Source organism: Lentzea sp. NPDC006480 (assembly GCF_040611995.1).
Lineage (GTDB): Bacteria > Actinomycetota > Actinomycetes > Mycobacteriales > Pseudonocardiaceae > Lentzea.
This window is the reverse complement of the sequence record NZ_JBEXPJ010000124.1, coordinates 1-26,018: the sequence shown is the minus strand read 5'-3', so window position 1 is coordinate 26,018 and position 26,018 is coordinate 1. Positions and strand designations below refer to the sequence as shown.

The 26,018-nt window shown below is 69.0% G+C and carries 28 protein-coding genes; 14 read left to right on the top strand and 14 right to left on the bottom strand.

Annotation, left to right across the window (positions count from 1 at the left end):
* The 3 genes from ABZX92_RS34095 to ABZX92_RS34085 all read right to left on the bottom strand — a co-directional run.
* On the bottom strand, positions 1-1,677 hold a 1,677-nt coding region (locus ABZX92_RS34095), incomplete at its 3' end, for a dihydroxy-acid dehydratase (RefSeq protein ID WP_355568644.1).
* A 13-nt stretch (positions 1,678-1,690) separates the two neighbouring features.
* The gene (locus tag ABZX92_RS34090; protein WP_355568641.1) at positions 1,691-2,104 is read right to left on the bottom strand and encodes a Rieske (2Fe-2S) protein; all 414 of its coding nucleotides are present in this window, start codon (positions 2,102-2,104) and stop codon (positions 1,691-1,693) included.
* A 92-nt stretch (positions 2,105-2,196) separates the two neighbouring features.
* Positions 2,197-2,592 (bottom strand): MerR family transcriptional regulator, encoded by a 396-nt coding sequence (locus tag ABZX92_RS34085; protein WP_355568638.1) that lies wholly within the window; start codon positions 2,590-2,592, stop codon positions 2,197-2,199.
* Positions 2,593-2,699: 107 nt separating this feature from the next.
* Between ABZX92_RS34085 and ABZX92_RS34080 the strand changes: the two genes are divergently transcribed.
* The 4 genes from ABZX92_RS34080 to ABZX92_RS34065 all read left to right on the top strand — a co-directional run bounded on the left by ABZX92_RS34080 (position 2,700) and on the right by ABZX92_RS34065 (position 6,314).
* The gene (locus ABZX92_RS34080; protein ID WP_355568635.1) at positions 2,700-3,941 is read left to right on the top strand and encodes a hemolysin family protein; all 1,242 of its coding nucleotides are present in this window, start codon (positions 2,700-2,702) and stop codon (positions 3,939-3,941) included.
* On the top strand, positions 3,938-4,966 hold the full coding sequence (locus ABZX92_RS34075; RefSeq protein WP_355568632.1) for a hemolysin family protein: 1,029 nt from the start codon (positions 3,938-3,940) through the stop codon (positions 4,964-4,966). The genes ABZX92_RS34080 and ABZX92_RS34075 overlap by 4 nt, the downstream gene beginning before the upstream one ends.
* On the top strand, positions 4,967-5,920 hold the full coding sequence (locus ABZX92_RS34070) for a sporulation protein (RefSeq protein WP_355568630.1): 954 nt from the start codon (positions 4,967-4,969) through the stop codon (positions 5,918-5,920).
* Between the two features lie 61 nt (positions 5,921-5,981).
* Positions 5,982-6,314: a DUF6292 family protein gene (locus ABZX92_RS34065; protein ID WP_355568627.1), complete on the top strand. Its 333-nt coding sequence runs from the start codon at positions 5,982-5,984 to the stop codon at positions 6,312-6,314.
* On the opposite strand, the gene ABZX92_RS34060 is transcribed toward ABZX92_RS34065, so the two are convergent.
* Genes ABZX92_RS34060 through ABZX92_RS34050 form a run of 3 tightly spaced genes read right to left on the bottom strand, consistent with a single transcriptional unit; the run spans position 6,257 to position 9,607 of the window.
* Positions 6,257-6,853, bottom strand: a complete 597-nt coding sequence (locus ABZX92_RS34060) for a hypothetical protein (protein WP_355568624.1) — start codon at positions 6,851-6,853, stop codon at positions 6,257-6,259. The two genes, ABZX92_RS34065 and ABZX92_RS34060, sit on opposite strands and share 58 nt — an antisense overlap.
* A gap of 46 nt (positions 6,854-6,899) precedes the next feature.
* Positions 6,900-9,050 carry an MMPL family transporter gene (locus ABZX92_RS34055; RefSeq protein ID WP_355568621.1) on the bottom strand — a complete coding sequence of 717 codons (2,151 nt, stop codon included), beginning with the start codon at positions 9,048-9,050 and terminating at the stop codon, positions 6,900-6,902.
* A 5-nt stretch (positions 9,051-9,055) separates the two neighbouring features.
* Complete coding sequence (locus tag ABZX92_RS34050; RefSeq protein ID WP_355568618.1) at positions 9,056-9,607, bottom strand: helix-turn-helix domain-containing protein; 552 nt, start codon at positions 9,605-9,607, stop codon at positions 9,056-9,058.
* 85 nt (positions 9,608-9,692) lie between these two features.
* On the opposite strand from ABZX92_RS34050, the gene ABZX92_RS34045 reads away from it, so the two are divergent.
* The 3 genes from ABZX92_RS34045 to ABZX92_RS34035 are packed head-to-tail and all read left to right on the top strand — an operon-like array spanning position 9,693 to position 11,141.
* Positions 9,693-10,259 (top strand): hypothetical protein, encoded by a 567-nt coding sequence (locus ABZX92_RS34045; RefSeq protein WP_355568615.1) that lies wholly within the window; start codon positions 9,693-9,695, stop codon positions 10,257-10,259.
* Positions 10,256-10,840, top strand: a complete 585-nt coding sequence (locus ABZX92_RS34040) for a hypothetical protein (RefSeq protein WP_355568613.1) — start codon at positions 10,256-10,258, stop codon at positions 10,838-10,840. Before ABZX92_RS34045 ends, ABZX92_RS34040 begins: the two co-directional genes overlap by 4 nt.
* Positions 10,841-10,850: 10 nt before the next feature.
* Positions 10,851-11,141 carry a DUF1905 domain-containing protein gene (locus ABZX92_RS34035; RefSeq protein WP_355568610.1) on the top strand — a complete coding sequence of 97 codons (291 nt, stop codon included), beginning with the start codon at positions 10,851-10,853 and terminating at the stop codon, positions 11,139-11,141.
* Between the two features lie 54 nt (positions 11,142-11,195).
* Here ABZX92_RS34035 and ABZX92_RS34030 read toward each other — a convergent pair whose 3' ends face one another.
* Together ABZX92_RS34030 and ABZX92_RS34025 are read right to left on the bottom strand one after the other, a co-directional pair.
* The gene (locus ABZX92_RS34030; protein WP_355568608.1) at positions 11,196-12,329 is read right to left on the bottom strand and encodes an endonuclease/exonuclease/phosphatase family protein; all 1,134 of its coding nucleotides are present in this window, start codon (positions 12,327-12,329) and stop codon (positions 11,196-11,198) included.
* A gap of 139 nt (positions 12,330-12,468) precedes the next feature.
* The gene (locus ABZX92_RS34025; RefSeq protein ID WP_355568605.1) at positions 12,469-12,840 is read right to left on the bottom strand and encodes a hypothetical protein; all 372 of its coding nucleotides are present in this window, start codon (positions 12,838-12,840) and stop codon (positions 12,469-12,471) included.
* Positions 12,841-12,958: 118 nt separating this feature from the next.
* Here ABZX92_RS34025 and ABZX92_RS34020 point away from each other — a divergent pair, with 118 nt between their 5' ends.
* Positions 12,959-15,577, top strand: a complete 2,619-nt coding sequence (locus tag ABZX92_RS34020) for a BTAD domain-containing putative transcriptional regulator (protein WP_355568602.1) — start codon at positions 12,959-12,961, stop codon at positions 15,575-15,577.
* On the opposite strand, the gene ABZX92_RS34015 is transcribed toward ABZX92_RS34020, so the two are convergent.
* Positions 15,574-17,538: an MDR family MFS transporter gene (locus ABZX92_RS34015; RefSeq protein WP_355568647.1), complete on the bottom strand. Its 1,965-nt coding sequence runs from the start codon at positions 17,536-17,538 to the stop codon at positions 15,574-15,576. The genes ABZX92_RS34020 and ABZX92_RS34015 overlap by 4 nt on opposite strands.
* 154 nt (positions 17,539-17,692) lie before the next feature.
* On the opposite strand from ABZX92_RS34015, the gene ABZX92_RS34010 reads away from it, so the two are divergent.
* The 3 genes from ABZX92_RS34010 to ABZX92_RS34000 are packed head-to-tail and all read left to right on the top strand — an operon-like array spanning position 17,693 to position 20,038.
* Positions 17,693-18,025: a putative quinol monooxygenase gene (locus ABZX92_RS34010; protein WP_355568599.1), complete on the top strand. Its 333-nt coding sequence runs from the start codon at positions 17,693-17,695 to the stop codon at positions 18,023-18,025.
* Between the two features lie 52 nt (positions 18,026-18,077).
* Positions 18,078-18,353: a hypothetical protein gene (locus ABZX92_RS34005; protein WP_355568596.1), complete on the top strand. Its 276-nt coding sequence runs from the start codon at positions 18,078-18,080 to the stop codon at positions 18,351-18,353.
* Positions 18,353-20,038 carry a GMC family oxidoreductase gene (locus ABZX92_RS34000; protein WP_355568593.1) on the top strand — a complete coding sequence of 562 codons (1,686 nt, stop codon included), beginning with the start codon at positions 18,353-18,355 and terminating at the stop codon, positions 20,036-20,038. Before ABZX92_RS34005 ends, ABZX92_RS34000 begins: the two co-directional genes overlap by 1 nt.
* Here ABZX92_RS34000 and ABZX92_RS33995 read toward each other — a convergent pair.
* Positions 19,941-20,390 carry a hypothetical protein gene (locus ABZX92_RS33995; RefSeq protein ID WP_355568591.1) on the bottom strand — a complete coding sequence of 150 codons (450 nt, stop codon included), beginning with the start codon at positions 20,388-20,390 and terminating at the stop codon, positions 19,941-19,943. The genes ABZX92_RS34000 and ABZX92_RS33995 overlap by 98 nt on opposite strands.
* A 96-nt stretch (positions 20,391-20,486) precedes the next feature.
* Here ABZX92_RS33995 and ABZX92_RS33990 point away from each other — a divergent pair, with 96 nt between their 5' ends.
* Positions 20,487-20,861: a YciI family protein gene (locus ABZX92_RS33990; protein ID WP_355568588.1), complete on the top strand. Its 375-nt coding sequence runs from the start codon at positions 20,487-20,489 to the stop codon at positions 20,859-20,861.
* A 216-nt stretch (positions 20,862-21,077) separates the two neighbouring features.
* Here ABZX92_RS33990 and ABZX92_RS33985 read toward each other — a convergent pair whose 3' ends face one another.
* Positions 21,078-21,734, bottom strand: a complete 657-nt coding sequence (locus ABZX92_RS33985) for a TetR/AcrR family transcriptional regulator (RefSeq protein WP_355568585.1) — start codon at positions 21,732-21,734, stop codon at positions 21,078-21,080.
* A gap of 58 nt (positions 21,735-21,792) precedes the next feature.
* Between ABZX92_RS33985 and ABZX92_RS33980 the strand changes: the two genes are divergently transcribed.
* A complete protein-coding gene (locus ABZX92_RS33980; protein ID WP_355568582.1) occupies positions 21,793-22,623 on the top strand; it encodes an SDR family NAD(P)-dependent oxidoreductase in 831 nt (276 codons plus the stop codon).
* Here ABZX92_RS33980 and ABZX92_RS33975 read toward each other — a convergent pair.
* From ABZX92_RS33975 to ABZX92_RS33965, 3 genes are read right to left on the bottom strand one after another with little or no spacing between them, the layout of a single operon-like run.
* Positions 22,620-23,288 (bottom strand): CE1759 family FMN reductase, encoded by a 669-nt coding sequence (locus ABZX92_RS33975; protein ID WP_355568579.1) that lies wholly within the window; start codon positions 23,286-23,288, stop codon positions 22,620-22,622. The two genes, ABZX92_RS33980 and ABZX92_RS33975, sit on opposite strands and share 4 nt — an antisense overlap.
* The gene (locus ABZX92_RS33970) at positions 23,285-23,710 is read right to left on the bottom strand and encodes a MarR family transcriptional regulator (protein ID WP_355568577.1); all 426 of its coding nucleotides are present in this window, start codon (positions 23,708-23,710) and stop codon (positions 23,285-23,287) included. The genes ABZX92_RS33975 and ABZX92_RS33970 overlap by 4 nt, the downstream gene beginning before the upstream one ends.
* Complete coding sequence (locus ABZX92_RS33965) at positions 23,707-24,864, bottom strand: LLM class flavin-dependent oxidoreductase (protein ID WP_355568574.1); 1,158 nt, start codon at positions 24,862-24,864, stop codon at positions 23,707-23,709. The genes ABZX92_RS33970 and ABZX92_RS33965 overlap by 4 nt, the downstream gene beginning before the upstream one ends.
* Positions 24,865-24,953: 89 nt before the next feature.
* Between ABZX92_RS33965 and ABZX92_RS33960 the strand changes: the two genes are divergently transcribed.
* Positions 24,954-26,018, top strand: a 1,065-nt coding sequence (locus ABZX92_RS33960; RefSeq protein ID WP_355568572.1) for a hypothetical protein, incomplete at its 3' end; no start/stop codon positions are given.

The window sequence follows — 26,018 nt, the reverse complement described above, 5'->3', positions numbered from 1 at the left end:
GGCCTGCACCGTCACGTCGAGCGCGGTGGTCGGCTCGTCGGCGATGATCAGCACGTGGTCGACGTAGAGCCGTTCCCAGCCGCGTGACGGCGTGGCGAACGCCTTCGACATCGCCTCGCTCGGTGCGCGGGAGAGGAAGTCCGGTGCCTCGACGTCGATCCGCCGGTTCTCCACGTCCAGCACGATGACGTCGCCGGTGCGCACGAGCCCGAGTGGCCCGCCCGCGGCCGCTTCGGGTGCCACGTGCAGGACGACCGTGCCGTACGCGGTGCCGCTCATGCGCCCGTCGCAGATCCGGACCATGTCGCGCACGCCCTGCTCCAGCAGTTTCTTGGGCAGCGGCATGTTCGACACCTCCGGCATGCCCGGATAGCCGCGCGGGCCACATCCGCGCAGCACCAGCACGGAGTCCGCGTCCACGTCGAGATCGGGGTCGTCGACGCGGGCGTGGAAGTCCTCGATGCTGTCGAACACCACGGCTTTTCCGCGGTGCTGCAACAGGTTCGGCGATGCGGCGGCTGGTTTGATCAGAGCGCCTCGCGGTGCGAGGTTGCCGCGCAGCACCGCGATGCCGCCCTCGGCGATGATCGGTTCGGTGCGGCTGCGGATCACCTCGGGGTCCCAGATCGGCGCGTCGTCGAGGTGGTCGACGAGCGGGTTCCCGGTGACGCTCAACGCTTCCGGGTCGAGCAGGTCGCGGACTTCCCGCAGCACGGCGAGAAGCCCGCCCGCGCGGTGGAAGTCCTCCATCAGGAACCGGCCCGCCGGCTGGAGGTCGACCAGCAGCGGCACACCCGATCCGATGCGGTCGAAGTCGTCCAGCGTCAGGTCGACACCGAGGCGCCCGGCGATGGCGAGCAGGTGCACCACGGCGTTCGTCGAGCCGCCGATCGCCGCGAGCGCCACGATCGCGTTGTGGAAGCTGGCTTTCGTGAGGAACGTGCTGGGCCTGCGGTCCTTCTCGATCAGCTCGACGATCAGCTTTCCGGTGCTGTGCGAGGCTTCCAGGAGCCTGCTGTCGGGCGCCGGAGTGCCTGCCACGCCGGGAATGGTGGTGCCGAGCGCTTCTGCGACCAGGGCCATCGTCGAGGCGGTGCCCATGGTGTTGCAGTGGCCGCGGCTGCGGATCATCGCCGACTCGGACTTGACGAACGCCTCCTGCGACAGCGTGCCGGCGCGGACCTCCTCGGACAGCCGCCACACGTCCGTGCCGCAGCCCAGCGGCACACCGCGGAACGTGCCGGTCAGCATCGGCCCGCCCGGCACCACGACGGCCGGGATGTCTACGGACGCGGCGGCCATCAGCAGCGCGGGAATCGTTTTGTCGCAACCACCGAGCAGCACCACGCCGTCGACGGGGTTGGCGCGCAACATCTCCTCGGCGGCCATCGCGGCCATGTTGCGCCACAGCATCGCGGTCGGGCGCACGTTCGTCTCGCCCAGCGACACCACGGGCAGGTTCAACGGCACGCCGCCCGCCTCGTGCACGCCGTTCGACACCGACGCGGCCACCTCGTTGAGGTGCGCGTTGCACGGGGTGAGGTCGGAGGCGGTGTTGGCGATCGCGATCTGCGGTCTGGCGAAGGCGTCGTCCGGGGCGCCGCGGCGCATCCAGGCGCGGTGGATGTAGGCGTTGCGGTCCTGACCCGCGTACCAGTGCTCGCTGCGCAGCCCCACGGCGCCACCCTACCTACGCCACGACGATGTCGTCTCCCTTGATCTTCGTCTTGATGCTCGGCAACGGTTTCCTGGCCGGGCCGGACCTGCGCTTGCCGTCCACCGAGCTGAACCGGCTGTCGTGGCACCAGCAGATGATCAGGTTCTGGTCGACCTCGCTGCACATGCAGCCCTGGTGCGTGCACTTGGCGTCGAACGCCGTGTACGTGTCCTTCTTCGGCTGCGCCACGACAACTGATGTCTCGTCGTCGAAGTAGACGACCACACCCCCGTTGAGCGGCACGTCGGCCTTCTTCGCGAGGACCGTGCCGGGCGGGAGCTTGCCGCACGGTTGGGGATCAGCGGTCGCCGTGCCCGTCGTGAGGGCGGTTGCGGCACAACCGCCGATGAAGCAGCGGCGGCTGACCGGGTTGCTCTGGAGCTCCATCGCTCACTCCTGCCGGGTCGAGGCGCGGCGGAGGCGGCTTTCTCACCTTGGCGTGAGCGGCGGGGCTGGGGCGAGTCCCGAATTTTCGTCGCCTAGAGCGGCAGGTCGGGTGGCAGCTGCAGGGCGATGGTGATCAGCGAGTGGACCCGGCCGGCGATCACCGCGAGCAGGCCGTGCGTCTCCGGGGACGCGGCGTCGGCGGCTTCCTGGAGCGCGCGCAGGTCGGTGTCGATCTGGCCGAGCACCTCGGCGGTGTCGGCGGGACCGGCGGTGAACGCCCGTGCGATGTCTTCCAGCGGCAGGCCGTGGACCTCCAGGCGCTGCACGAGGTGGATGCGTTCCACGTCGTCGGCGCGGTAGAGGCGGTAGTTGCTCGCGGTGCGCTGGGCTGGGCTGATCAGGCCGAGGGTCGTGTAGTAGTCGACGGTGCGGATGCTGACTCCCGCGCGGGCGGCGAGCTCGCCGATCTTCACCAGTGATTCGGACAAAACAGGCGACCTCCGTCCCGGAAACCGTACAGTGCTACGTGCTACTGTTGGAGTATGCCTGATGAAGCCGACACAGACGGCTGCAGTACGTGGCCGGGTGCGTCTTGTTGATCGCATCCGGCTTGCTCGCCATCGTGGTGCTCACGATCGCCACGGGGTATTTCGTCGCTCAGGAGTTCGCGTACATGGCGGTCGATCGCGGCCGTCTGCAGCAGCTCGCCGAGGCCGGTTCGAAGGCCGCCGAGCGTGCTCTCCGCGTGACTCAGAAGCTCTCGTTCATGCTGTCCGGTGCCCAGTTCGGCATCACGGTGACGGCGTTGCTCGTCGGTTACGTAGCCGAGCCGTTGCTCGGTACCGGCCTGGGCGTGCCGTTCTCGATGGTGATCGCGCTGGTGTTCGCGACGTTCGTGCAGATGGTGCTCGGTGAGCTGCTGCCGAAGAACCTCGCGATCGCCCGTCCCGAACGGCTGGCGCTCGCTCTCAGCTCGTCCACGCTGGTGTACCTCAAGATCGCGGGTCCGGTGATCAGGCTGTTCGACGCGGCCGCGAACCGGCTGCTGCGCGCGATCGGCATCGAGCCGGTGGAGGAACTGCCGCAGGGCGCGACGCCCGAGGATCTCAAGGCGATCGTCGAGGACGCGGGGGAGCAGGGGCACCTGGATCCCGAGCTCACCCAGCTGCTGGAGCACGGCATCGGGTTCCGCGAACTCGTCGCGGACCAGGCGATGACGCCGCGCGTGAACGTCCACACGGTACGGTTCGACGAGCCCGCCGCGCGCGTGATCTCGTTGCTGGACACCGGGAACTCGCGTTTCCCGGTGGTCGGCGAGGACCGCGACGACCTGCGCGGAGTCGTTGGCTTGGCCGAGGTGCTGACGTTGCCGCCGGAAGAGCGCTCGTCGGTGGCCATTGAGAAGATCGCCTCGCCCGCGCTGGTCGTGCCCGCGACGTTGCCGTTGCCCGCGGTGCTGGAAAGGCTGCGGGCCGAACGCCGTCAGCTCGCCTGCGTGGTCGACGAGTTCGGCGGGTTCGCGGGCGTGATCTCGCTGGAGGACCTGGCCGAGGAGCTGGTCGGCGAGATCCACGACGAGGACGACCTGGTCGCGGCCCTGATCGAGAAGGTCGGCGACGACTGGCGCGTGCCCGGCCGGATGAGGCTGGACGAGATCGAGGACGCCACCGGCGTTGAGCTGCCGGTCGGCGACGCCTACGACACGGTGTCGGGCCTGGTGCTGCACCAGCTGGGGCGCGTTCCGGAAGCCGGCGACGAGGTCGTGCTGGACGGCGTGACGCTGCGGGTGGCCGCGGTGGCGCGCAACGTGCCGGACACGGTGGTGCTGTCCCGATGAGCATCGCGATCTCACTGGTTCTGCTGGCGTTGAACGGCTTCTTCGTGGCCGCGGAGTTCGCGTTGATCGCGGCGAAGCGGCACCGGCTGGAGCAGGCGGCTCAGACGTCCCGGGCGGCGCGCGCTGCCGTGGCGGGGGTGCGTGAGCTGTCGTTGATGCTCGCGGGCGCCCAGCTCGGCATCACGTTGTGCACGCTGGGCCTCGGCGCGCTGGCCAAGCCGGCCGTCGCGGACCTGCTGGAACCGGCTTTCACGTGGCTCGGCCTGCCGGACGCGTTCGCGTACGGGGTGGCGTTCGCGATCAGCCTGGTGCTGGTGGTGTTCCTGCACATGGTGGTGGGCGAGATGGCGCCGAAGTCGTGGGCCATCGCGCATCCCGAACGATCGGCGCTGATCCTGGCGCTGCCGTTCCGCGCGTTCGCCCGCTCGGTCCGCTGGATCCTCAGCGGACTGAACTCGACGACGAACTCGTTGCTGCGCTTGATGAAGGTCGAGCCGCAGGACGAGCTGGCGCAGGCGCACCGGCCGGACGACCTGCGGATGCTGCTGCGCCAGTCCGCCGAGCACGGCCTGATTCCCGAGGGCCAGCAACGGCTGCTGACCCGGATGCTGCAGGTCCAGCGGACGACCGTGCGCGAGGTGATGGTGCCGATCGCGCAGACGTCGTCGGTCACGGAACACACCACGGCGCGGGCGATCGAGCGGCGCAGCCTCCAGTGTGGACGGTCGCGCTTCCCGGTCACCGACCTGCGCGGCCGGTACGTCGGCCTGGTGCACATCCGCGAGGCCATGCGGGCCACGGCGCGCGGTGAGGATCCCTCGGCGCGGACGTTGATGGGCCCGGTGCTGACGTTGCCCGCGTCGATGCCGGTCGCTCAGGCCGTGACCGAGATGCGTGCCGAGCGGTCGCAGCTGGCGTTGGTCGAAGACGGCGAGACCGTGGGTATCGCCGCACTTGAAGATCTCCTCGAAGAGCTGATCGGCGACTTCGAGGACGAAACCGACACCCGCGAGAGGAAACGGTAAATGTTCAAGCGGATGCTCAGCGCCTTCGGCGTCGGCGGCCCGTCGGTCGACACGGTGCTGGACTCACCGCACGCCACGCCCGGACAGCTCGTCACCGGGCAGGTGCGCATCCAGGGTGGCAGCGCGGACGCCGAGATCGGCCAGGTCGTGCTGTCGCTCGTCACGCGTGTCGAGGTCGAGCACGGCGACCACGAGTACGGCGGCGTGTCCGAGTTCCTGCGAGTGGTGGTGGCACAGAGCGTGCGCGTCGCCGCAGGTCAGCCGGTGTCGATTCCGTTCCAGCTGCCCATCCCGTGGGAGACCCCGATCACGGCGGTCGGCGGCGCGCAGCTGCCCGGCATGACCGTGGGCGTGCGGACCGAGCTCGTGATCGCGGGCGCGCCGGACAAGGGCGACCTCGACCCGGTGCTGGTCCACCCGCTCCCGTCGCAGGACGCGGTGCTGACCGCGTTCGGGCAGCTCGGTTTCGGCTTCCGCAGCGCGGACGTCGAGGCGGGCCGCCTGCACGGCGTGCCGCAGGAGCTCGGTTTCTACCAGGAGATCGAGTTCTTCCCGCCCGCCCACTTCGCCGGCCGGATCCAGCAGGTCGAGCTGACGTTCGTGGCGTCGCCGCACGAGTTGTTCGTGATCCTGGAGGCCGACAAGCGCGGCGGCATGTTCTCGTCGGGCGGCGACGCGTTCGGTCACTTCCGGCTGTCGCACCAGGAGGCCCAGGTGGCCGACTGGGCGACGTCCGTCAACGGGTGGCTGGCTCAGGTGGCGGAGCGCGGTGGTGCCTACCACGGCTATGACCAGCACGGCTATGACCAGCATGGACACCACGGCGGTCACCACGGTCGTGGCATGGGGATGGGCACGGTCGTCGCGGCCGGCGCCGCGGGTGTCGTGGGCGGCATGGTGATGGGCGAGATGCTCGACGACGCGTTCGAGGACTTCGGCGACTTCGGCGAGTGAAACCTGGATCGGAACAGTGATTGCGGGGCCCGTCACGGGGTAGCCGGGCCATGTGAACAGCGTGGCGAGGCAGTACGCGTGGCGGGTCACCCGCGAGCTCGGACTGAGCGGCGAGTCGTCCTGTGTGGATCGGGACAAGCCGCTGCGGGTGTACATCGCGGTCGACGGCCGGTTGCCCGACTTCCCCGATCGTGACGTCGCTCTGTTGTGGACCGAATGCCACGGGTGGTCGATCGCGGTCGAGGAGCCCGGTGGCGTCGACCTGACCGTGGTGGCCCACCTGGGCGGGGCCGTGGAGCCGCCGCCCCGCACGGTGGCCCGGTGGGTCCGCCGGCTTCAGAGCACGCGGCCGGCGACGGAGAACTCCGTCGCGCACAGCGGGCACGTCGCCTGACCGAACACGTGCCGGATCGCGTCCATCACTGACTGCCGGCCGTGTGCCGCGGCGGTGTCGTAGAGCCTGCGCGCGGTGCCCGTGAGCGCTGAGGGTTCAACCGGTCGCAACGGGCTCGTGTCACCGATCTCGTCGATGTACGAGGCTTTCGCGATGCCGAGCTCGAACACCAGCCAGATGGTCGTGTCGCACCTCGGGCACGGGACGTCGTAGTAGCGCATGTCCAGCCCGTGGGCCAGGCGCGGCCAGTACTCGGTGCCTTCGAACGCCAGTTGCCCGGCCAGGAGACAGCCGTAGTAGCCGTTGGCCGTGGGTAGCAGCCGGTTCGACGCGGCCAGGAACCTGTCTGCCAGGTGCTCGTCTCGTGCGGCACCCGAAGCCATGATCGCGCCGGCGAGCGCCACGGCCTGTTCGCCGAGCTCGGGGTCGTCGGCCAGGTCCGCGAGGCGGGGGAGTGCGGCGATGCTCTCCTCGTCGGCCCCGCCGTCGAGGACGTCGCCCATCAGCTCGTCGAGCTCTTCCTGCGAGAAGTCCGCCATGCCCGCGATCAGACCACGGACATGACGGACTGGTGAGCGGAATCGGTCAGACGGTGACCGGCTCGCGCTTCTCGTTCTCGATCTCCTCCAGTGCGGTGCCCTCGACGTCGAGCTCCGGCAGCCAGCGCAGGAACTTCGGCAGCCACCAGGCGCGCTCACCGATCAGGGCCAGCGCGGCGGGCACGAGCACCATGCGGACCACGAAGGCGTCCACGAAGATGCCGACCGCCAGGGCGAACGCGATCGACTTCACGGTCGCCTCGCCCGCCGGGACGAAGCCCGCGAACACCGAGAACATGATCAGCGCGGCGGCCACGACGACCGGTGCCGCCTGGCGGAAGCCCGTGGTGATGGCCTCGATCGGCTTGGCGCCGCGGTGGTGCGCCTCGTGCATCCGGGACACCAGGAAGATCTGGTAGTCCATCGCGAGGCCGAACAGGATGCCGATCACCAGGATCGGGGTGAGGCTGATCAGCGGGCCGGTGCTGTCGAGGTTCACCGCGTCGGCGAGCCAGCCCCACTGGAACACCGCCACCGTGGCCCCGAGGGACGCGCCGATGGTCAGCAGGAAGCCGAGCACGCCGACGAGCGGCACGAGCAGCGAGCGGAACACCAGGATCAGCAGCACCAGCGCGAGGCCCACGACGACGGCCAGGTAGATCGGCAGCGCGTGGTCCAGCGACGTGGCCACGTCGACGCTCACCGCGGTGGCGCCGGTGACGTAGGCCTTGCCACCGTCGAGAGTGGACAGTTCGGTGCGCAGGTCGGCGACGAGCTGTTCGGTGGCGGTGCTGTCCGGGCCGGACTTCGGGATGACCGTGACCAGCGCGGCGGAACCGTCGGGGCTCGGCTGGGCGGGCGTCACCAGGGCGACGTCGGTCAGCTTGGAGATCGGCTCGGCGGCCTTCGCGGCGGTCGCGGCGGCGCCGTTGCCCTCGACGAGCACGAGGATCGGGCCGTTGAAGCCCTCGCCGAAGCCCTGCGCCAGAATCTGGTTGGCGCGTTCCTGCGTGGAGTTGGCCGGCGGCTTCTGGATCAGCGTGGTGTCCATGGAGGCCACCGGGATCGCGACGATGCCGAGCGCGACGACGCTGAGCAGCAGCGCGACCACGCGGTTGCGGGTCACGGCCTTCGACCAGCCGCGGATCACCCCGCGGTCCTTGGGCTCGGAGCTGGTCTGCGCGCGCTCCTTGCGGGTCAGCACGCGGCGGCCGAGCATGCTCAGCACCGCGGGCACCAGCGTGACCGCGATCAGCACCGCGACGATGATCGTGGCGGCGGCCGAGACGCCCATCTGCGTCAGGAACGGGATGCCCGCGATCGCGAGACCCACCAGCGCGATCACGACGGTGAGACCGGCGGTGACGACCGCGGAGCCCGCCGTGCCGACCGCGGTGGCGACGGCGTGGCCGACGTCCGAACCGCGGCGCAGTTCCTGGCGGTAGCGGTTGATGATGGACAAGGCGTAGTCGATGCCCACCGCGAGACCCAGCATCGAGGCGAGGATCGGCGTGGTCGACTGCAGGTCCATGAACCCGGACGCGATGGTGATGCCGAGCGTGCCGATGCCGACGCCGATGCCGGCGGACAGCAGGTTCATGCCCGCGGTGACGAGCGAGCCGTAGGTCAGCGCGAGGATCACCAGCGCCAGCACGACGCCGACGGCCTCGGTGGGTCCGCCGACGTGCGGCGTCTCCTGCATCGCGGTGCCGCCGACCTCGACGGTCAGGCCCGCGTTCCGCGCCTTGTCGACGGCCTTGATGAGGTCGGCGCGCTGCTCGCCGGTGACCTCACCGGGCTTCACGTCGTAGGTGACCGTGCTGTAGCCGACGTTGACGTCCTTGTTGACGCTCGGCGCGGCGGGGTCGAGCGGGTTGGTCGCCTGCTTGACGCCCTTGAGCGCGGCCTCGTCGGCGACCAAGTCGGTGATCGCCTTGATGTGCTGCGGGAGCTTCTGGCCGTCCGGCGCCTTGAGGACCACTCGTGCGGTCGCGGTCTCACCGGAGCCGAACTTGTCCTGGATGCGCTCGAGCGCCGTCGTCGACTCCTGGCCGGGGATCGACATCGAGTTGGACGTCTCCCCGCCGAGCGTGAAGGCACCGGCACCCGCGCCGATCAGGACCAGGAGCCAGATGAGGACGACCGCGAGCCGGTGCTGGTGCGCACTTCTGCCGAGTCGGTAGAGCAGTTTCGCCATGATGTTCAGGCCTCCCGGTGCCCGAGTGCGTCGTAACAGGTAGCGAGGATCAAGGGGCGCCACGTGGTCTTGTCGCCTTCCTGGTTGGCCAGGAGGGTGAGCACGGCCATGGCGCTCAGGGCGCCGACGATGCGGATCGCGCGGGCCAGTTCCTTCTCGGGTTCGATGACGAACATCTCGTTGAGCATCAGTTCGTCCTGCGCCTGCTGGGGGTCCTCGCCCGGTGCGGTCATCGAGCGGAACAGCAGCGCCACCAGCCCCGGCCGGTCGAGCGCGATGTCGGTGAGCAACTCCAGCACCCTGCGTTCGCGTTGTGGTCCCGGCGGCATCGGCGTGACCAGTTCGAGCACGTGCCTGCTCAGCACGCAGCTCTGCTCCCACGCCGCTTCGAAGAGAGCGTCTTTGCTCGGGAAGTGGTGCAGCAGACCGGCTTTGGACAGACCGACGGCATCGGCGAGCGTCTTGAGCGACGTCTGCTCGAAACCGTGCCGCGCGAAGAGCGCGGCGGCGGCGTCGAGGATCTTCTCGTCGACTCCGGCCTTGGGCTGTCGTGGCACGTGGCCGACTTTACGGTGTTTACCGACCGGTTCGGTAGGTTTACCGACCGATTTGGTCGGTGGCGTTCGTCACCACAATGGATGAGTGATCGAGATGAAGGCGGTCCTGGAAGTCACTGGCGGTTACCTCGCGCTGTCCGGACGGATGACGCGGGACGAAGTCGCCACAGCGCTCGCGGCCATCGCCGAGTACGGCGAGGACGAGGACTTCGGCCCGGAGATGCTTCACGCTCTGCTGGACGACGAGCTGATCACCACGGCCGGTGGGCTGGAGGTGCGGGACACCGGGACCGGTGTGGAGATCAAGCCTGGTTGCTGTGCGGGACTGGAGAGTTGGCGTGACTGGAGCGAGCTGCTCGACGGCCAGGTGCCGTGGCTCGGGCACTCGCCGCAGCCGGGGGTGGAGTTCGTCGCGGACGCGGTGAGGGTGTCGCAGGACGCCGAGCTGCCTGACTCGCCCGCGTGCGAGATCCCGGTCGCGGACCTGCCCGAGTTGCTCGGCCGGGTGCGGCAGGACCTCGTCGGGTTCCTGGAGCTGGTGCGGCGGTGGGCGCCGGACGGCCTGGGGGAGCGGCTGGCCTCGCGGTTCGACGAGGACTTCCACATCAGCGCGCCGCTCCAGGTTCGTTCGTCGCGCACAATGTCGCCGTGATCGAGATGTCCGCCGCCCTCGCCGCCCACCACCTCGTCAGCTTCCCGGACTGGCCGACCGGCCCGTACTCGGACGGCGATGTGGTGCTGTCCGGCCGCATGTCTCGGGAGGACGTCGGCACCGCGCTCGCCGCCATCGCCCAGTTCACCAACCAGCAGAAGGTCGAAGCGGACGGCCCGTCGATGCTCGGGGTGTTGCTGGACCGGAAGGTCAGTGCGAGCGGGGGCCTGCTCGTGCGGGACATCGGGACCGGGGTGGAGATCGAGCCCGGCTGCTGCGTCGGGCTGGAGACGTGGCGCGACTGGCAGCAGCTCCTGGACGGCCGGGCGCCGTGGCTCGGGCACGATCCTGAACCGGGCGTGGAGTTCGCGGACGGCGTCGCGCGGCTGTGGCCGGACGGGCGGCGCACTGGCGGGCCCGCGTGCGAGATCCGGATCGCGGACCTGCCGGAGCACCTCGGCCGGGTTCAGCGGGACATGCAGGGGTTCCTGGAGCTGGTCAGAACGTGGGCGCCGTACGGGATGGGGGAGCGGCTGGCGGCGGCGATCGACCGGGACTTCCACATCAGCGCGCCGCTGTGAGAATGGACCGATGTTCGTCTTCGATGCTGAGCTGTGGGTCTGGGACGCCAGGCGCATGGACACCTGGACCTTCGTCACGCTGCCCGAGGACGTCTCGGACCAGATCCGCGACATCGCCACGCCCGGAGCGGGCTTCGGCTCGGTCAAGGTCAGGGTCGGCGTGGGCGCCAGCAACTGGTCGACGTCGGTGTTCCCGGACAAGCAGTCCGGGTGTTACGTGCTGCCGATCAAGGCGGCCGTGCGGAAGAAGAACGAGGTCGGGCCGGGCGACGTCATCGAGGTGACCGTCGAGGTGGTCTAGCGCGGCCTCGCGATGTCCGGCCTCGCGATGTCGGCGAGGCAACCGCCAGAGCGTCTAGAGCGACCAGTCGATGTCGGCGTAGATCGCGGCGTGGTCAGAAGCCGCGTGCACCTCGTCAGTCATGGTTTCGTAGACGTCCCAACGGTTCTTGGTCCGCGGACCGCGCCACACACCCTTGCGGAACACCCCACCGCCGACGGCTTTCGCGAACAGCGAAGGCGACAGCAGGACGTAGTCGATCTTGCCCTTCTCGTTCACGCCGCGGTACGTGCCGAGCCGGTGGTCCCACTCGAAGTCGGGGTGCTCGCTGATGTCGCGCAGGCCCGTGCGCTGGAACAGAGGTCGCAGCGCCTCGCTGTCGGCGGTGTCGTTGAGATCGCCCACGACGGCGATGTACTCGTGGCCCTCGTCGCGCAGCCGGTTCACGATGCGGGCCATGCGGACGGCCTGGCGGAAGCGGCGGCGTGCGCCGATCGGGTCGCCGGGGGAGCCGTAGCCCTTGGACTTCAGGTGGTTCACCAGCACGACGACCTCAGGGCCGAACGGGGTGCGCACGTGGTATTCGGCGCAGTCGCGGGAGAAGACGATGCCCGAGGTGTCGCGCGCGTACACGTGCGTGCGGATGGTGATGACCTGGTGCGCGTCGCGGGTCAGCAGGCCCACGTTGATGCCGCGCTCGTCGTTGCCGTCGATGAGGTGGACCTCCTCGTACGGGGTCCAGCCGACGTGCTTGAGCATCGAAGCGGAGAACATGTGCAGGAGCTCGCGCGACTCGGCCTCGACCACGCCGAGGACGTGGGCGCCGACGTCGCGCATCACCTGGGCGGTGTGGCGGGTGGCGAGCTCGCTGATGGGTTCGGTGGTGAGTTCGACCCATCCCACCCAGGACTCGCGACCGCTTGCCACGACTGAGGTTTCGCCGGTCTTGTGGCGCGCGAGGAAACGGCCGCGGATGCGTCGCAGGATCGCGTACTTGCTGCGGTCACTTCGCAGCAACTCCAGCGTCGCCAGGTTTTCGCGCAGTTCATCCTTGACTGAAGGCGTGTACGTCTCGAGAGCGATCAGCTCGTTGAACCGGGCGTGGGCGGCCAGCACCGGGGCCGCGTGCTTCACAGCGTTGCGGCCCATCACTTTGGGGCGCTCGAACATGTTCTCCACGTTGAACGACCCGATTCGCGTGTGGCTCATCGACTCCAGGGTCGCATGTGGAGGAACAAGTACGCCCTGGTCCGCTCGGGTGATCTTTCAAAGGAGGAACCGGTGGAGGGCCCCCGATGGCTGGGCTGCCGGATGATGACAAGGGGCCCTCCGAGCATCGGTTACCGCATCACGGGCAGGTGCTGCGGCTCAGGATCGACACCTTGTTCGGGTTGCTGTTGTCGATCTCCTTGCTGTCCTTCTTGCGTGCCGGCGCGACGAAGCACTTGGTGAAGATCGTGCCGTTCTCGCGCACGAACTCCAGCTCGATCGCCCGAGCCTGGTTGCAGTGGTTGTTGTAGTAGACCGTGGTCGTGACGTTGCCGTCGCCCCAGGAGATGTTGATCTTCTGGCCGCTCGGCGACGCACAGGCCGCCGACTTGCGGTGCACCGCCTGGACGGACACGTCGCCGGAGGTCTGCGCGCTGGCGGCCACGGGCAGGAGTCCGCTCACACCGAGCGCGAGACCTGCGGCTGCCAGGACGAGATTGCGAGACTTCACGAATACCCCTCGATAGCTGATCCGGGAGATGTCCCGCGAGCCGTTCGGCCCGCGACCGGAACGTTGCCCCTTTGATCAAGGACGAACCTAGGATGAACCTTGAATCGGCTGATGAGGGGTGATCTTGGAGTTCGGGCTGCTCGGTGCCGTCGAGGTGCGCGACCGCGGTGAGGCGGTGGAGATCGGCCACGTCCGGCAACGATCTGTGCTGGTGGCACTGCTGGTGGAGGACGGGAAGCCGGTCCCGGTCGACCGGTTGCTCGACCGCGTGTGGGGTGAGCGGGCGCCGCTCAGAGCCCGTGACACGCTCTACGGGTACGTGTCAAAGCTCCGCAAACTGCTCGGACTGGACATCGAGCGCTCCCCGGCCGGATACCGGCTCACGGTAGATCCATCGCAGGTCGATTTGTTCCGTTTCCGCGCACTCGTACGGCAGGGCGCGCTCGACGAGGCGCTCGGGCTGTGGCGCGGGCAGGCGCTGGACGGCCTGGAGTCGCCGTGGTTCGACGCGCTGCGGGAGAGCCTGCACGCCGAACGCACTGCCGCTGAACTCGACCGCAACGACCTCGCGCTCGCCCAGAACCGGCACGCCGAGCTGCTGCCGTCCCTGAGGCGGACCGCGGAGGAACGCCCGCACGACGAACGCCTTGCCGCACAACTGATGCAGGCACTGCACGCTGCGGGCAACGACGCGGAGGCGTTGCTGCACTACGAGACCATCAGGCGCAGGCTCGCCGACGAGCTCGGCGCCGACCCGAGCAAGCCGCTCCAGGACGTGCACCAGCGCATCCTGGCCGGCGAGGCGGCGCCCGAAGGCCCACGGCAGCTGCCGGCGCCGCACCCGTGGTTCACCGGCCGCACGAACGAGCTCAAGGCGCTCGACCCGTCCGGAACCGTTGTCATCACGGCGATCGGCGGCACCGGCGGCATCGGCAAGACGGCGCTGGCGCTGCACTGGGCGCACCGGAACCTGAACGCCTTCCCGGACGGCCAGCTGTACGTGAACCTGCGCGGCTTCGATCCCACGGCCACACCGACGCCGCCGGAGAACGTGCTGCGCGAGTTCCTGGAAGCCTTGGGGGAGAAGACGATTCCCGCCGGGCTGGACGCACGGGCGGCCCGCTACCGCAGTCTCATCACCGGAAAACGGATGCTGGTGCTGCTCGACAACGCCCGCTCCACCGAACAGGTCGTGCCGCTCCTGCCGGGCTCCGACGCGACGGTGCTGGTCACGAGTCGCCTCAAGCTCGCGGGACTGGTCGCGGCCCACGGAGCCAGGTCGATCTCCCTGGACGCACTGCACCCGGCGGACGCGCGGAAGTTCCTGGAAGCACGACTCGGAGCCGAGCGGGTGGCCGAAGAACCCGAGGTCGTCGCGGACCTCGTGAGCTGGTGCGGCGGGCTGCCGCTGGCGCTCTCGATCGTCGCCGCCCGCGCCGCGATGGACCCGGACTTCCCGCTCGCCGTGTTCGCCGAGGAACTGCGCGAACAGCCCCTCGACGCCCTGGACGCGGGTGAGATCGGCACGAACCTGCGCGCGGTGTTCTCGTGGTCCGTGGCAGCGCTGTCGGACGAGGCCTCAAGAGCCTTCAAGCTGCTCGGCTCCACCAGCTCGGAGGACATCAGCCTCACCGCGGCGGCGGCCCTGCTCGACCGTCCCGCAACGAAGGCGCGGATGGTGTTGCGGGAGCTGGAAAACGCGCACCTGGTGCAACAGCACGTGCCGGCGCGGTACCGGATGCACGACCTCGTCGGACTGTACGCGGCAGACCTCGCCGCCGACGCGGGATCAAGGCTGGCCGACTTCTACGCGGCCACCGCCAGGGCCGCGGCGATGACGCTGGAACCGCACAAGGTGTTGCCCGAGCACGAAAGCGGCCACGTCTTGGAGTTCAAGGACAACGCCGCCGCCATGGCCTGGTTCGACGCCGAGCACGCCTGCCTGATGACCGAGCAGCGCAGTGCGTTGCAGCGCGGCGCTTTCGACGTGGCGTGGATGCTCGGCCGCACGTTGAACAACTACCACCTGCGCCGCGGACGCACGTCGGACGATGTCGAGGCGTGGCTCGGCGCGTTGAAAGCCGCGGAGGCTCTCGACGACGCGAGCAAACAGGCCACCGCGCACATGTGCCTGGGCGCGAACTACGTCGAGCTCGGCCAGTCGCGGTTGGGACACCAGCACTTCGACCGCAGCCTGGCGCTGTTCGCGCAGTCCGACGACCACGCGGCGCACGGCTCCGCGCACCGGGCGATGGCGTGGGCGGCGGAGTTCGAGGGCGACCTGGAGAAGGCGCTGCACCACTCCTTGCAGGGCCTGGAGAAGTTCCGCGCGGCCGGGTCCGAGATCCGCGAGGCCGAGTCGCTGAACGAGGTCGGCTGGCGCTACGCCTGCCTCAACCGGTACGCCGAGGCGCGGACGTACTGCGAGGAAGCCATGCTGCTCAACAACAAGCTCGGCCACCCCGAAGGCGCTGCGGCCACCTTGGACAGTCTCGCGCACATCGCCCACCACGACGGCCGGCACGCCGACGCCGTCGCGCACTACGAAGAAGCGGTGGCGCTGTACCGGGAGCTGGACAACTCGGCGGAGCAGGCGACGGTGCTGGAACACCTCGGCGACGTGCTGTCAGCCGCGGGAGACGACGCTGAAGCACGCGAGCAGTGGACGCGGGCGCTGGAGATGTACGAGGAACAGGGCCGCGTCTCGGAAGCCGCGGCCCTGCAAGCCCGGATCTAGACCCGGCTCAGCTGACGGCCGCTCTCGATCAGCTCGTCGGTGAACGAGTCGAGCGCCTGCGCGAAGTCGCGCTGGTCCGGCTCGTGCCAGTCCTCGAGCTGGTCGAGCAGCCAGCACCGCCACGCGTGCACGAGCTGCGTGAACACGTCCGAGCCGAGGTCGGTGAACCGGTAGCCGTCGCCGCCGTTCGCCAGGTGCCCGGACTGCACCAGCGCCCGCGCGGTCGGTTCGAAGATCCCGCCGGGCACCTTGGTCATCTCGGCGATCTCGTCCAGTGTCGCGATGCCGTCATCCGTCGACGCGCGGTAGACCCGCCCGAGCAGCCACGCCTGCTCCAGCGGCAGGTCGACGCCGGACCGCAGCAGAACCGCCAGTCCTGGATCGTCCTTCGACTTCGAGACCACCGTCGAGACGAGCTTGCGCAGCTCGTCGTAGGAGTTCGACGGCGGCGCGGCGAAGCTCTCGCCCACCCCGCTGTTGCCCGTCGCGGCGGCCCGGGAGGTGTCTCGCAACTGCACCTGCGGCAGGAAGAACGCCACGAGCAGGGCGACCAGCCCGATCGGCGCCGCGATCAGGAACATCGTCGACACCGTCTCGGCGTACCCGGCGACGATCGGCGCCTTCAGCGCCGCGGGCAACGCGTGCACGGCGGCCGGACTGGCGATCGCGCGTGGGTCCACACCCGGCGGCACCACCAGGTGCTTCGGCAGCTGGTTCGCGTAGATCGTGCCGAACATCGCGACGCCGAACGAGCTGCCCATCGTGCGCAGGAAGCTGATGCCGGACGTGGCGACGCCGAGGTCGGAGTAGTTGGTGGTGCTCTGCACGACGATCACCGGCACCTGCATCACCAGGCCGATGCCCGCGCCGAGCACGACCATGAACGCGCCCATGACCCAGTAGCTGGTGTCGGCGTCCAAATAGGACAGCAGGAAGATGCCGATGGTCAGCAGCACGGACCCGACGATCGGGAACGCGCGGTACTTGCCGGTGCGGCTGATCGTGTTGCCCGTCAACAGCGCCGTCGACATCAGCCCGGCGATCAGCGGCAGCATCCACAGCCCGGACGCGGTGGCCGACTCGCCGCGCACGTACTGCAGGTAGATCGGCAGGTACGTGATGCCGCCGAGCATCGCGAACCCGACGACGAAGCTCAGAATCCCCGACACCGTGAACACCCTGCTGCGGAACAACCTCATCGGCAGCATCGGCTCTGCCGCGCGTTGCTCGACGAACACGAACGCCACCAGCAACACGATCGACCCCGCCGCCATCCACAGGATCGTCGGTGACGTCCACGGGTACTCGGTGCCACCCCAGCTCGTGACCAGCGTCAACCCGGTCGCGGCGAGCGCGATCAGCGCGATTCCGGCGTAGTCGATCTTCGGATGCCCGTCGGCCCTGATCGTCGGCAGCGCGGCGATCGCCACCAGCACGACCGCGACGCCGAGCGGGATGTTGACGTAGAACGCCCACCGCCAGCTCAGGTGGTCGACGAAGAGGCCGCCGAGCAACGGCCCGGCCACCGTCGCGATGCCGAACACCGCGCCCGCGAACCCCTGGAACTTCCCGCGCTCCCGCAACGGCACGACGTCCGCGATGATCGCCGTCGAGGTGACCATCAACCCGCCCGCGCCGAGCCCCTGCACCGCCCGGAACGCGATGAGCATGCCCATCGACTCCGACCAGCCCGCGAAGAACGAGCCGACCAGGAACAGCACGACGCTGACCAGGAACGTCTTCTTGCGCCCGTAGAGGTCGCCGAACTTGCCGATCAGCACCGTCATGATCGTCTCGGCGAGCAGGTACGACGTCACCACCCACGACAGGTGCGGGCCGCCGCCCAGGTCGGCCACCATCGTGGGCAGCGCGGTGGACACGATCGTCTGGTCGAGGGCGGCCAGCAGCATGGCGAGCAGCACGGCCGCGACGACCAGGTTGCGCCGGCGGGTGTCGATCATCTCGGGCACGGGCCGATGATGGCCCAGGATCGCCGGACCCGCTGGCTGAGCTCGGGTCCGTGGGCGCGAAGGCTTTCGCTCGGCCGGATTCACCGCGCACAGGCCCGGCGCCACCCCATAGGGTTGGTGCAGCGATCACCCGAAGGAGGCCGTCTTGATCTTCATCACCGCCAAGTTCCGGATCCTGCCCGAGTACGCGGACACCTGGCCGGAGATCTCCCGCGGCTTCACCGAGGCCACCCGCGCCGAACCGGGCTGTCTGTGGTTCGACTGGTCGCGAAGCATCGACGACGAGACCGTGTACGTGCTCGTCGAGGCGTTCCGGGACGGCGACGCGGGTGCCGCGCACGTGCAGTCCGCGCACTTCAAGGTCGCGCAGGCCGAGCTGCCGCCGTACCTGGAGGAGACGCCGAAGATCGTGAACGCGGTGCTGGAGCAGGACGACTGGTCGCTGCTCGGCGAGATGGAGGTTGGGCCACGCGGGTGAGCATTGCTCAGATCGTTTGGCGCAGGACAGATCCTCCGCCCAGGATGGCGCCATGGACGCCTTCGTGGAGTTGTTCGCCGAGCTGACCGGGTTCTCGGCGGAAGAGCTGAGGTCGACCGGACTGGTCGAGCAGTACCGCGTGCTCGCGCAGGACGCGTCGGACGCCGAGCTGATCCAGCTCTGGTACACCGGCGTGTGGCGCGGGGTGATCCCGAGTTCCCGCGCCTACGCCGAGGGGCTGGCCTGGAAGGCCGTCAACGCACCCGCGCCGGGCACGGCAGGTCCCGGGTTCGGGAGCTGGGAGCGCAGACCCAGAAGCAGCGTCTGATGAGGGCCGTGGTGGTCGGGGCCGGGTTCGCCGGCTCGCTGATCGCGAAAGTGCTGGGGGACAACGGGTTTCAGGTGCTCGTGCTGGAGGCCGGCGCCGAGACCGAACACGACGAGGCAGTGCGACGGTTCCACACCGCACTCATCAAGTCACCGCTCGCGCCCTACCGGACCACGGTGGCCGCGCCGTCGAGCGACTACGTGATCAACACAGGGCCGTTCGCCTACAGCAGTCCCTACCTGCGGATGAACGGCGGGACCGGCACCGTCTGGACCGGCATCACGCCGCGCATGCACCCCGAGGACTTCCACACCGCGGATCTGGGCCGCGGGCGTAACTGGCCGATCGAGTACGACGACCTGGAGCCTTACTACCGCGCTGCGGAGTGGGAGATCGGGGTCTCGGCCGACGCCGATGAGCAACGGCAGCACGTCCCGGTCGCGGACGGCTACGCGTATCCCATGCACGCCTTGCCCCGCACATATCTCGACCACGCCGTCGCGTCCGTTGTGGACGGACAGCGCATCGACGGCCGCGAACTGCTGATCACCGGCACACCGCAGGCGCGCAACGGAATCGCCACCAGCGGCTACCGGCCCGACGGACACCTGTGCTCGGGATTCGCGAGCTGTGTGCCGGTGTGCCCGGAGAACGCCAAGTACACCCCGCTCCGCACCCAGAAACGCTGGTCGCCCAACGTAGAACTGCGCACGAGATGCGTCGCGAACCGGGTGCACGCCGACGAGTTCGGGCGCATCACCAAGGTCAGCTACCAGCGCTACACCGATGACACGACCGGCAGGCACACGCGGCACGAGGTCGAGGCGGACGTGGTCGTGCTCGCCGCGCACGCGATCGAGAACGCCAAGCTGCTGCTCATGTCCGGCCTCGCGAACAGCAGCGACCAGGTCGGCCGCAACCTCATGGACCACCCCGCTCTGTTGACGTGGGCCTTGATGCCCCAGCCGATCGGCCCGTTCCGCGGGCCGGGCTCGACGACGAGCATCGAGGCGTTCCGGGCCGGAGGTGAGCGCGCCGAGCGAGCACCGTTCCGCGTCGAGATCGGCAACTGGGGCTGGGGCTGGTCGGCGGGCAGTCCTGACTCGGACACGGCCGAGTTCGTCGCGGCAGGTCTCCGCGGCAACGCCTTGAGGAAAGCGGTCGCGGAACGGGTCGGCAGGCAGTTCACGCTGCAGTTCGAGATCGAGCAGGAAGCCGACCCGTCGAACCGCGTCACGCTGGCCTCAGAAGTGGACGCACTGGGCAACCCGCGCCCGAGCATCCACTACGGACTGTCGGACTACGTGAAAAACGGGCTCCTGGCCGCGAAACGCGTGTCGGACCAGCTGTTCGAGATGCTCAAAGCCGAGGACTACACGTCGTACAAGCCCGACGAGGAACGCTACTTCGAGCACAACGGCGAACCACTGCGCTACTGGGGTGCCGGACACGGTGGCGGCACGCACGTCATGGGCACGCATCGGGAAACCTCGGTCGTGGACCAGTGGCAACGCTGCTGGGACCACCCCAACCTGTACGCGGTGGGCTGCGGCAGCATGCCGTCGCTCGGCACCTCCAACCCGTCGCTCACGATGGCCGCACTGGCGTTGCGGACGGCCGACCACCTCGTGTCCCGCCGCGCCGAGCTCGTTGCACCAGCAGGATCGCTGCCGCCACCGCGATGAGCACGGCGCCGTTGCCGCACGCCCACAGCACCGCGTGGGCGTGCACGACGTCGCGGCTGACGGCCGGGTCGCGGAACACCGGGTTGACCTGCGTGATCAGCAGGACCTTGAGCGCGACCGACACCGCGAGACACGCCAGCGCCGGCCGCGGCGCACGGGTGACGACCGCCAGCACCACGGCGAGCGGGGCCCACGGCAGGTAGTAGTAGACCGGGCTGCCCGCCGCGAACGTGCCGACCAGCGACCCCGGCCGCGGATCGGCCAGCAGCTGCGGGTTCCACACGACCTGCTCGTAGAGGTTGCCGAAGAACCACATGCTCAGCAGCGGAACGACCAACCTGGAAAAGTTCACCGGGTCATGATGTCGAAATGTCGAAAGCGTCATGACGTCGATCGACGCAGGGGTGGCAGCGGATGGCCGCTGCCAGTCGACAACGAGGAGAACAACATGCGGTTCATGCTCATTCACCGAGTCCAGGAGGACGACCCGGCCTCGTGGGAGCCGAACCCGGAGCTCATCGAGCGGATGAACGGCTTCATCGAGAAGCTGGTCGCGAACGGCGCCCTGCTCGCCGCTGACGGCGTGCAGCAGGCCGGCTCGGTGGTGCGCAGGCGCGGTGCCGAGGTCAAGTCGATCGACGGGCCGTTCGCCGAGGCCAAGGAGGTCGTCGGCGGGTTCATGATCATCAGCGCGAAGGACCTGGCCGAGGCGACGGCGCTGGCGGAGGAGTACATCGTCTGCTTCGCCGGGATCGACGAGATCTCGGTCGAGGTTCGCCGGGTCGTCGAGCCCGAGGAGATCGAGCCCTACCTGAGCAAGTAGGCCATCTCCACGACGAACCACTCGCCGTCGAGCGAGCATGGTCCGTCGGCGCGGTGATCGCCGAGTTCGTCGGCGCCCGTGCCGGACTGGGTTACGTGATCTACACGTCCGGTGCGAGCGCCGACGCCCCGCTCGCGTTCGCGGCGATGACCCTGCTCGCGATCATCAGCGTCGGCTGTTCTACGGCTTGTCCTACCTGGAGAAGAAGGTGCTGCCCTATGCCTGAGCCAGCCGGTCCAGCAGTTCGCCGAGCAACGTGCGTTCGCCCGGCGACAGGTCCGCCGGGTCCGCGTCCACCAGTGCCCGCAGGGTGAGGGCGGCGTTCGCGCGGGTCGGTGCCTCGGCCTTCGTGCCGCGCACCACCCCGGCGAGTGCGGCCTCGCGGACGCGGGCGGACAGGCCGAAGTCCGGCTCGGGCTGGGCGATCAGGGTCAGCGTGACGCCCACGTTCGCGGCGAGCAGCTGTTCCGCGGCGTCGTCCGGCGGCGCGGTGAGCAGGCCTTCGCGAGCGGCCTCGGTGAACCTGTCGCGCAGTGCGGCGTGGGCGGGAGCCGTTACGGCGCACGGCTTTCCCGGTTCGACCCGGCCGTAGAGCAGCCCGTAGAACGACGGGTGCTCCAGCCCGAACCGCACGTGCCTGTCCCAGCCCTCCCGCAGCTCGCCGAGCGGGTCTCCGGAGCTCTCCACCGCGACGTACTGGGTGAAGCCGTGGTTGAGCACGGCGTCGATCAGCCCCTGCTTGCTGCCGAAGTGGTGGTACAGCGTCGGCGCCTGCACCCCGGCCCGTTCGCACACGGCTCTCGTCGACACCGTGCCGCCACCGTCCAGCAGTTCGGCTGCCGCGAGCAGGAGCCGGTCCCGTGCGTTCTGCATATCGCTACAGTAGCGTATGTAGCGCTACATAGCTTTCTATAGCGATGGGAGAAGCGCGATGAGGACCTGGTTCATCACCGGAGGGACGCCCGGCGGGTTCGGCCTGGCCTACGCCGAGGCCGCGCTGGAGCAGGGCGATCAGGTCGCCGTTACCGTGCGTCGGCCCGATGAGCTGCGGGAATGGGCCGCGGGGCACGGTGACCGCGTGCTGGTCCTGCCGCTCGACGTCACCGACGCCGAGCAGGTGCGCACGGCCGTCGGGGCGGCCGAGGAGCGGTTCGGCGGGATCGACGTGCTCGTCAACAACGCGGGCCGCGGCTGGTACGGCTCGGTGGAGGGGGCGGCCGAAGAGACGATCCGGCGCACGTTCGACCTGAACCTCTTCGCGGTGGTCGAGGTGCTGCGGGCGGTCCTGCCGGGCATGCGCCGGCGAGGCAGCGGGTGGATCGTGATGATGTCGTCCCTGGCCGGGCTCGTCGGCGTGCCGGGGTTCGGCTACTACTCGGCGGCGAAGTTCGCCCTCGAAGGGCTGTCGGAGACGCTGCGCCAGGAGGTCGAGCCGTTCGGCGTGCGGGTGCTGGTGGTCGAGCCGGGATCGTTCCGCACCAAGGCTTACGCCGGTTTCCAGGACGAGCCGGTCCGCGAGACCGTCGACGCCTACCTCGGTCTGGTGGAAGGCATCCGGACGACGTTCGCGGACCAGGACGGCAAGCAGCCCGGTGATCCGGAACGCGGAGTGCGGGCGGTCCTCAGCGCGATGAACGCACCCGAGCCGCCGCGCCGGATCGTGCTCGGCGGCGCCGCGTACGACGCCGCCGTGACCATGCATGAGAACGCACTCGTGGAACTCCGCGCGCACGAGACGCTCTCGCGCGGTGCGGACTTCTAGCTCGCGGAACCGCCCGCGGCCAGCTTCATCAGGTCCGAGTCGAGGTCGATCGACAGCTCGGTGCCGCCCGCGCTGCCGAACTCGTGCTGGTAGCGGCCCCACGACTCGTCGCGCACCGTCTTCTCGAACGCGGACGCCATGAGCGCCACGAGTTCGAGGGCCGCGCGGTCGATCCGCTTGTTCAGGCCGGGGTCGGTCCAGTCCTCGGTCGCGGCGAAGAGCGACGTCGGCACCACGATCGTCCGCAGGTAGGCGAACAGGCCGCGCATCTGGTCGTCGACCACGAGTGCGTGCCTGGCCGTACCGGCGGTCGCGGCGAGCACGACGGGCTTCGCGATCAGCAGGTCGTTGTCCAGGATCTGGAAGAACGACGTGAACAGCCCGCTCGCGCCCGCCTTGTAGACCGGGGTGCTGGCGACGATGCCGTCGGCGTGCTGCAGGGCGTCGATCGCCTTCTGCAGCTTCGGGCCGATGTGGTTGGACACCAACGCGTTCGCGATCTCGCCGGCCAGCTCGCGCAGCTCGATCGTCCTGATCCCGACGGTGAGCTCCTTGCCGAGACCGAGCGTCGCCACGCGCTGGGCGACCCGGTCGGCGAGCAGCCGCGTCGACGACGGGTCGCTCGTACCGGCCGAGACGATCACGAGCTGCTTCTGGGTGGTCATTTCTCCTCGTTCCCCGCGAGCTTCGCGGTGATCACAGCGAGCTGTTCGAGTTCTTCTGGCGTAAGGACGTTCAACGCGCGGGTGACGCTGCGAGCGTGCGGGCGGCCGATCTCCTGCTGGACCTTGCGGCCTTCCGGGGTGAGCGACAGGCGCACACCCCGGCGGTCACCGGGATCCGGGCACCGCTCGACCAGCCCGCGGTCGACCAGACGGTCGACCATGCGGGACAGGGCGGGCTGGCTGAGCAGCACGTGGCGGTTCAGCTCACTCATCCTCAGCGGACCGTCGCACTTGGACAACGTGTAGAGGACGTCGTACTCCCGCATCGTCAGGTCGCCCCAGACGTCCTCCGCGTTGAACTGCTTCATCAGCACGGCGTAGGCCCTCATCAGGGACTCCCACGCCTCGTTCGCTCGGGTCACTGGTTGTCCTGGTACGGCGAGCCACCCGTGACGTTGTCACCCCGGTTGGCGTTCGGCCTGGGCTGACGGGCCGGCTGGTCGCCGTACTTCTCCTTGACGCGCAGGGCGTGCGTCGGCGGCTTGGCGGTCTCCGGATCCTGGCGCGACTCGATCTCCTTGCGCAGCACCGGAACCACTTCCTCGCCCAGCAGGTCCAGCTGGTTCAGCACCATCTTCAGCGGCAGACCGGCGTGGTCCATCAGGAACATCTGGCGCTGGTAGTCGCCGAAGTGCTCGCGGAAGGTCAGCGTCTTGTCGATGACCTCCTGCGGGCTGCCGACCGACAGGGGCGTCATCTCCATGAAGTCCTCCATCTTCGGCCCGTGCCCGTAGACCGGCGCCTCGTTGAAGTACGGCCGGAACTCGTTCTTCGCGTCCTGCGACCGCTTCGCGATGTAGGCCTGCCCGCCGAGACCGACGATGGCCTGCTTCTCCGTGCCGTGGCCGTAGTGCGCGTACCGCTCGCGGTAGAACTTGATCAGCCGCATGTAGTGCTCTTTCGGCCAGAAGATGTTGTTCGCGAAGAACCCGTCACCGTAGAACGCGGCCTGCTCGGCGATCTCCGGCGTGCGGATCGAGCCGTGCCACACGAACGGCGGCAGGTCGTCCAGCGGCCGGGGCGTCGAGGTGAAGCCCTGCAACGGCGTGCGGAACTTGCCTTCCCAGTCCACGACGTCCTCGCGCCACAACCGGTGCAGGAGGTTGTAGTTCTCCAGCGCCAGCGGCAGGCTCTGCCGGATGTCCTGACCGAACCACGGGTACACCGGCGCGGTGTTGCCGCGGCCCAGCATCAGGTCCATGCGGCCCTTCGACAGGTGCTGCAGCATCGCGTACTCCTCGGCGATGCGCACCGGGTCGTTCGTGGTGATCAGCGTCGTCGCGGTGCTGACGATCAGCTTCTTGGTCTTCGCCGCGATGTGGCTCAGCAGCGTGGTGGGCGCGGACGAGAAGAACGGCGGGTTGTGGTGCTCGCCGATCGCGAACACGTCGAGCCCGACCTCCTCGGCCTTCTCGGCGATCTGCACGATCGCGTCGATCCGCTCGGCCTCGCTGGGGGTCTCGCCGCTCACCGGGTCCCTGGTGATGTCGCTCACCGAGAAGATTCCGAACTGCACGGCACCCGCCTCCTTCAGTCTCAAGTTCTATGCGTTTGCATCTACCTTAACGCACAGGGGCGCGAGCTATTCCCCACTAGGGTCATCGGATGTTCTCCGGGGAGTTCGAGCTGCATCTGACCGGCTCGCCGTGGCAGGCCCGCGAGCTGGGGGAGTTCGCCGAACTGCACGAGCTCAAGTTCAGCCACATCGAGCTGCAGCGCGGCGAGACGCCGTCCCAGCCGATGCTCACGATCGGCGCGCGGGGCACGATCGACGAGGTGCGGGCGACCGCCGCGGACTGGCGTCAGCGGATGATCGCGGCCGAGCTGTACGTCATCAGGGTCAAGATCGAGGCGGCGCCGTGGAACGAGGGCGTGCCGAGGACCGACGCCGAGGCCGATCCGGAGCGCTACTTCGAGCACCACGTGAAGCTGTTGTTGCCGCAGGAGTGGCACGTCGGCGTTTTCAAGGCCGTTAAACCCCACCACGCGCACGTCTCCCGCAACGCTCGTCGCCGCCGCGAGGACTACCAGGAAGAACGGTTCGTGACGCAGCGGTGCTTCGGCGTGGGACGCGACACCGCGAAGGCGCAGCTCAAGGCACTCCTCGACGACCTGGAGCAGTTCGAGGTGCTGGAAGTCGAGGAGGAGTACGTCGTCGATGACGACGCGCTGCACGTCGACGACGGCTGGTTCGAGTTCCGGCGCGGCGTCTCCACCAGCGAGAAGTGGCTGCGGCAGGCACCGGCGGGGATGGAGGGGTTTCCGTCGACCTACCAGCCGCTCTCCCTCAAGCCCGGTGTCGACGTCACGCAACGCGCGGTGTTCGACCCGGCGCTCAAGCACTTCGACCACGGCTTCCGGGGTAGTGACCCGAGGTTCGCCGACCCGCAGCAGGGAGCGCGCTGGCTGGCGCAGCGGCGCAGGGCGATGGCGCACCTCCTGCACCTCATCGGCGAGGAGTCGGCCTGGCACCGGAACCTCGTCCTGCGCGGCAGCGTGGTGATGCGCGAGTGGTTCGGCGAGGCCGCGCGGGAACCGGGTGACCTCGACTTCGTGGTCGTCCCGCGCGGCATCGCGTCTGACAGTCCACGGGCGGAGCAGCTGATCGGCGATCTGGTCGCGCACGTCGACCTCGATCCCGGCCCAGGCCTCAGGGCGGAGGAGTACAGC

Excerpts from the sequence above, each read along its gene's own strand:
- ABZX92_RS34090 (WP_355568641.1), bottom strand. The coding sequence starts at position 2,104 with ATGGAGCTCCAGAGCAACCCGGTCAGCCGCCGCTGCTTCATCGGCGGT.
- ABZX92_RS34075 (WP_355568632.1), top strand. The coding sequence starts at position 3,938 with ATGAGCATCGCGATCTCACTGGTTCTGCTGGCGTTGAACGGCTTCTTC.
- ABZX92_RS34070 (WP_355568630.1), top strand. The coding sequence starts at position 4,967 with ATGTTCAAGCGGATGCTCAGCGCCTTCGGCGTCGGCGGCCCGTCGGTC.
- ABZX92_RS34060 (WP_355568624.1), bottom strand. The coding sequence starts at position 6,853 with ATGGCGGACTTCTCGCAGGAAGAGCTCGACGAGCTGATGGGCGACGTC.
- ABZX92_RS34055 (WP_355568621.1), bottom strand. The coding sequence starts at position 9,050 with ATGGCGAAACTGCTCTACCGACTCGGCAGAAGTGCGCACCAGCACCGG.
- ABZX92_RS34035 (WP_355568610.1), top strand. The coding sequence starts at position 10,851 with ATGTTCGTCTTCGATGCTGAGCTGTGGGTCTGGGACGCCAGGCGCATG.
- ABZX92_RS34030 (WP_355568608.1), bottom strand. The coding sequence starts at position 12,329 with ATGAGCCACACGCGAATCGGGTCGTTCAACGTGGAGAACATGTTCGAG.
- ABZX92_RS34015 (WP_355568647.1), bottom strand. The coding sequence starts at position 17,538 with ATGATCGACACCCGCCGGCGCAACCTGGTCGTCGCGGCCGTGCTGCTC.
- ABZX92_RS34005 (WP_355568596.1), top strand. The coding sequence starts at position 18,078 with ATGGACGCCTTCGTGGAGTTGTTCGCCGAGCTGACCGGGTTCTCGGCG.
- ABZX92_RS34000 (WP_355568593.1), top strand. The coding sequence starts at position 18,353 with ATGAGGGCCGTGGTGGTCGGGGCCGGGTTCGCCGGCTCGCTGATCGCG.
- ABZX92_RS33990 (WP_355568588.1), top strand. The coding sequence starts at position 20,487 with ATGCGGTTCATGCTCATTCACCGAGTCCAGGAGGACGACCCGGCCTCG.
- ABZX92_RS33985 (WP_355568585.1), bottom strand. The coding sequence starts at position 21,734 with ATGCAGAACGCACGGGACCGGCTCCTGCTCGCGGCAGCCGAACTGCTG.
- ABZX92_RS33980 (WP_355568582.1), top strand. The coding sequence starts at position 21,793 with ATGAGGACCTGGTTCATCACCGGAGGGACGCCCGGCGGGTTCGGCCTG.
- ABZX92_RS33975 (WP_355568579.1), bottom strand. The coding sequence starts at position 23,288 with ATGACCACCCAGAAGCAGCTCGTGATCGTCTCGGCCGGTACGAGCGAC.